Consider the following 5,476-nt stretch of genomic DNA (forward strand, 5'->3'; position numbering starts at 1 on the left):
TAATTTCTACTCGAGCTCCAAGATAACGGCGTCCACCGCCAGGCTGTCGCCGGTTTTGGCGGAGATGGTCTTGACGGTGCCGGACTTGGCGGCGCGGAGGATGTTTTCCATTTTCATCGCCTCGACGACGGCGAGCGGCTGGCCGGCTTCGACCTTGTCGCCCTGGGCGACGTCGAGGCGGACGAGGAGGCCGGGCATCGGGGCGATGAGGAACTTCGACAGGTCGGGCGGCACCTTTTCGATGAGGTGCTGCGCGTAAGGGGCGGCGCGGGCGGGGAGGACGCGGACCAAGTGGCTGGCCCCACGCGTGGTCAGCTTGAAGCCGGTGCGGGTCTTGGCGATGCGGACGTGGAGGGTCTCGCCCGCTTCATCCTCCACCGCGATCATCCGGTCGCCGGGGGTGTAGGCGATGGCGAGGTCGAGCTCGGCGCCGTCGACGCTGATCCCGTCGGTCGAGACGTTGACCGCATGGTCCTGCCCGCCGATCCGCACCGTCCAGTCGGCGGGCGGTTGCAGGCGGTGGCCGAGCTGGCCGTCGATGCGGCGGGCGCGGTCGGCCTCGGCGGTGGCGGCGAAGGCGGCGACGGCGGCGAGCGTCTTCGTCAGGTCCTCGCTGGCGGGTGCACCGTGGAAGCCCTCGGGATATTCCTCGGCGATGAAGCCGGTCGACAGGGCGCCGGAGCGGAAGCGCGGATGCTGCATCAGCGCCGATACGAAGTCGATATTGGTCCCCGGCCCGACGATCTCGAACGCGTCGAGCGCGGCGATCTGGGCGTCGATCGCGGCCTCGCGGGTCGGGGCCCAGGTGACGAGCTTGGCGATCATCGGGTCGTAGAACATGCTGACCTCGCCGCCCTCGGCGACGCCGTCGTCGACGCGCACGCGGGCTTCGTCGTCCGAATGCTCGGCGGGCGGGTTGTAGCGGACCAGCCGCCCGGTCGAGGGCAGGAAGCCGCGATACGGGTCCTCGGCATAGACGCGGTTCTCGATCGCCCAGCCGGTCAGCGTCACATCGTCCTGGGTGAAGGCCAGCGGCTCACCGGCGGCGACGCGGATCATCTGCTCGACCAGATCGAGCCCGGTGATTTCTTCCGTGACGGGATGCTCGACCTGGAGCCGGGTGTTCATTTCCAGGAAGTAGAAGCTCTTGCCGGTGGTATCCGCGCCCGACACGATCAGCTCGACAGTGCCGGCCGAATAATAGCCGACCGCACGGGCGAGCGCGACCGCTTGCTCGCCCATGGCGCGGCGTATCTCGGGCGTGACGAAGGGCGAAGGGGCTTCCTCGACCACTTTCTGGTGGCGGCGCTGGACCGAGCATTCACGCTCGCCCAGATAGACGATGTTGCCGTGGCTATCGCCCAGCACCTGAATCTCGATATGGCGCGGGCTCTCGATGAACTTCTCGATGAAGACGCGGTCGTCGCCGAAGCTGGCGAGCCCTTCGCGCTTCGTCGCCTCGAAGCCTTCGCGGACATCCGCTTCGGACCAGGCGAGCCGCATGCCCTTGCCGCCGCCACCGGCGCTCGCCTTCATCATGACGGGGAAGCCGATCTCGGAGGCGATGCGCACCGCTTCCTCGGTATCGGCGATCTCGCCCAGATAGCCGGGGACGACGTTGACACCCGCTGCCTTGGCGAGCTTCTTGGATTCGATCTTGTCGCCCATGGCGGCAATGGCGTTCGGCGGCGGGCCGATAAACGCGACACCCGCCTCGGCGCAGGCGCGCGCGAAGCTCTCGCGCTCCGACAGGAAGCCGTAACCGGGATGGATCGCATCCGCGCCGGTCGCCTTGGCAGCGGCGAGGATCAGTTCGGCTTTCAGATAGCTTTCGGCGGCGGGTGCGGGGCCGAGGCGCACCGCTTCGTCGGCCAGCCGGACATGCGGCGCGCTGGCATCGGCGTCGGAATAGACCGCGACGGTGGCGATGCCCATCGCGCGAGCGGTGCGGATCACCCGGCACGCGATTTCCCCGCGATTGGCGATCAGGATTTTCTGGAACACGGGGATACCTCTCCTTTTATGTCGTTGGTCCGTGTCGAATGTTATCGGGAAAGCTCCACCCCGGCGAAGGCCGGGGTCCAGTTTCCTGTTGACCGATGGCGCGCCGTGACTTCTCGGGGGAGGCCCATGCGTCGCACCATCGGTGGTTCACCGCAACTGGACCCCGGCCTTCGCCGGGGTGGTCAGGATGAGTGGCAAGCGCATCACTCCGCCGCGACCCGCATCGGCTCGGCGCCTTCCATCGGCTTCAGGCCCAGCTTGGCGAACAGCGCGGCATCGGCATCGTCGCCCGCATTGCCTGCGGTCAGCAGCTTGTCGCCGGTGAAGATCGAATTCGCCCCCGCCAGGAAGCACAAGGCCTGCGTCGCCGCCGACATGCTCTCGCGCCCCGCCGACAGGCGGACCATGCTCAGCGGCATGGTGATGCGCGCGACTGCGACGGTGCGGACGAACTCGATATCGTCGATCCGCGCCAGCGGCGTGTCGGCCAGCATGTCGCCCAGCACCGTGCCCTTGACCGGCACCAGCGCGTTGACCGGCACGCTTTCGGGATGGCGCGGCAGGGTGGCGAGCGCATGGACGAAGCCCACCCGGTCGCCGCGCGTCTCGCCCATGCCGACGATCCCGCCGCAGCAGACCGAAATCCCCGCCTCGCGCACATTCGACAGCGTCTCCAGCCGGTCCTCGAAGCAGCGCGTCGTGATGACGTTGGCGTAGTTCTCCGGCGAAGTGTCGATATTGTGGTTGTAATAGTCGAGGCCCGCCTCGGCCAGCCGCTGCGCCTGGGGGGCGTCCAGCATGCCCAGCGTCATGCAGGTCTCCAGCCCCATGGCCTTCACGCCCTCGACCATGGCGACGACCTTGTCCATGTCGCGCTCCTTCGGGGACCGCCAGGCCGCACCCATGCAGAAGCGCTGCGAGCCCGCCGCCTTCGCCTCGGCCGCCGCCGCCAGAACGGCGTCGACGTCCATCAGCTTCTCGGCCTTCACGTCGCTCTCGGCCGAGGCGCTTTGCGAGCAGTAACCGCAATCCTCGGGGCAACCGCCGGTCTTGATCGAACACAAAGTGCACAGCTGCACCTCGTCCGCCGCGTGATGCGCGCGGTGGACCTCGGCGGCGCGGAACAACAGCTCGGGGAACGGCAGGTCGAACAGCGCGGCGATCTCGGCGCGGGTCCAGTCGGTGCGCAAGCTCGTCGCCTGGGGGCTCAGCGCGGTGGTCGTCGTCATCACGTCATGTCCTGTCATTCGCCCGTCTCGGGCGGCATATTATGGCCCAGCAGCCTCAGCACATCCTCGGCCGCCTTCACAAGATTGGTGCCGGGGCCGAATATGGCCTGCACCCCGGCATCGTAGAGCGCCTGATAGTCCTGCGCGGGAATAACGCCACCTGCGATGACCTTGATATCGGCGCGGCCTGCATCGCGCAGGTGGCCGATCAGCTCGGGGATCAGCGTCTTGTGCCCCGCCGCCAGGCTGGAGGCGCCGACGACATCGACGTCGCGGGCCAGCGCCAGTTGCGCGGCTTCCTCCGGCGTCTGGAACAGCGCACCGGGCACCACCTCGAACCCCAGGTCGCCGAACATCGAGGAGACGAGGTTCGCGCCCCGGTCATGCCCGTCCTGGCCCATCTTGGCGACGAACAGCCGGGGGCGGCGGCCCAGGCGGCGTTCCACCGCCTCGACGCCGCGGATCAGGCGCGCCCAGCGTTCGTCCTCGGCGTACGCGCCGCCATAGATGCCGGAGACCGGGGTCGGCTGCGTGCCATAGCGGCCGAACACATCCTCCAGCGCGGCGGAAATCTCGCCCAGCGTCGCCCGCGCCCGTGCCGCCTCGACGGCCAACGCGAGGAGATTACTCTCCATTCCTCCCCCGGCGGGGGAGGTGGCAGCGGCGTCAGCCGCTGACGGAGGGGTGTCCACGCTCGAGGGGGGTGACACCCCTCCGTCATCGCTCCGCGATGCCACCTCCCCTTGCAGGGGAGGAATTTTGGCGGCTTGGCGCAGGGCATCGAGTGCGGCCTGGGCCGCCGCCTCATCGCGCGAAGCTTTCACACGGGCGATCCGCGCCACCTGGCCCGCACGCACCGCGTGATTGTCGATGTCGAGGATCTCCACCGGCGCTTCATCGGCCAGCCGGTATTTGTTGACCCCGACGATCACATCCTCGCCGCGGTCGACCTTGGCCGCGCGCGCCGCGCTCGCCTCCTCGATCATCGCCTTGGGCCAGCCCGCCGCGACAGCCTTGGCCATGCCGCCCTCGGCCTCGATCCGCTCGATGAGTTCCCAGGCACCATCGACCAGCGATTGCGTCAGGCTCTCGACATAATAGCTGCCGCCCAGCGGATCGACGACTTTCGTCATCCCCGTTTCCTCCTGCAACACGATCTGCGTGTTGCGCGCGATCCGGGCGGAGAAGTCGGTGGGCAGCGCGATCGCCTCGTCCAGCGCATTGGTGTGCAGGCTCTGCGTGCCACCCAGCATCGCCGCCATCGCCTCGATCGTGGTGCGGATGACGTTGTTATACGGGTCCTGTTCGGTCAGCGACACGCCGCTGGTCTGGCAATGGGTGCGCAGCATCTTGGAGCGTTCGTCCTTCGCGCCCAGCTGCGTCATGGCCCGGTGCCACAGCACGCGCGCCGCGCGCAGCTTGGCCACCTCCATGAAGAAGTTCATGCCGATCGCAAAGAAGAAGGACAGGCGCCCGGCGAACGTGTCGATGTCGAGGCCCGACGCCACGCCATATTTCACATATTCCATGCCGTCGGCGATGGTGAAGGCCAGCTCCTGGAGCTGTGTCGCCCCCGCTTCCTGCATGTGATAGCCCGAGATCGAGATGCTGTTGAACTTGGGCATCTCGGCAGACGTATAGGCGAAGATGTCCGAGATGATCCGCATGCTCGGCTCGGGGGGATAGATGTAGGTGTTGCGGACCATGAACTCCTTGAGGATGTCGTTCTGGATGGTCCCTTCCAGCTTCGAGCGGTGAACGCCCTGTTCCTCGGCCGCGACGATGAAGAAGGCCAGCACCGGGATCACCGCGCCGTTCATCGTCATACTGACCGACATGGCATCCAGCGGAATGCCGTCGAACAGGATCTTCATGTCCTCGACCGTGTCGATCGCGACGCCCGCCTTGCCGACATCGCCGGTCACACGGCTGTGGTCGCTGTCGTATCCCCGGTGCGTCGCCAGATCGAAGGCGACCGACAGCCCCTTCTGCCCCGCCGCCAGGTTGCGGCGATAAAAGGCGTTGGATTCCTCGGCGGTCGAAAACCCCGCATATTGCCGGATCGTCCAGGGCCGCCCCGCATACATGCTCGCCCGAACCCCGCGCGTGAACGGCGCGAAACCCGGCAGGCCGGGATCGGTCTTCACATCCGCCGCCGTATAAAGCGGCTTGACCGTGATCCCCTCCGGCGTCCGCCAGTCCAGCTCACGACCCTTCACCTCGCGTGACGCAAGCGATCCCCA

3 protein-coding genes are annotated in these 5,476 nt (G+C 67.4%); all 3 read right to left on the reverse strand.

Annotated elements, in window-relative coordinates:
• Positions 1–6: 6 nt before the first annotated feature.
• Entirely contained in the window at positions 7–2,004 is a 1,998-nt protein-coding gene (locus SB4_RS16905; protein WP_058753512.1) for an acetyl-CoA carboxylase biotin carboxylase subunit, read from the reverse strand.
• Positions 2,005–2,207: 203 nt separating this feature from the next.
• Positions 2,208–3,233, reverse strand: a complete 1,026-nt coding sequence (bioB, locus tag SB4_RS16910; protein ID WP_058753513.1) for a biotin synthase BioB — start codon at positions 3,231–3,233, stop codon at positions 2,208–2,210.
• Between the two features lie 14 nt (positions 3,234–3,247).
• On the reverse strand, positions 3,248–5,476 hold a 2,229-nt coding region (gene scpA / locus SB4_RS16915), incomplete at its 5' end, for a methylmalonyl-CoA mutase (protein WP_058753514.1).

Source organism: Sphingomonas sanguinis (assembly GCF_001476905.1).
GTDB classification, from domain to species: domain Bacteria; phylum Pseudomonadota; class Alphaproteobacteria; order Sphingomonadales; family Sphingomonadaceae; genus Sphingomonas; species Sphingomonas sanguinis_B.

Excerpts from the sequence above, each read along its gene's own strand:
- bioB (WP_058753513.1), bottom strand. The coding sequence starts at position 3,233 with ATGACGACGACCACCGCGCTGAGCCCCCAGGCGACGAGCTTGCGCACC.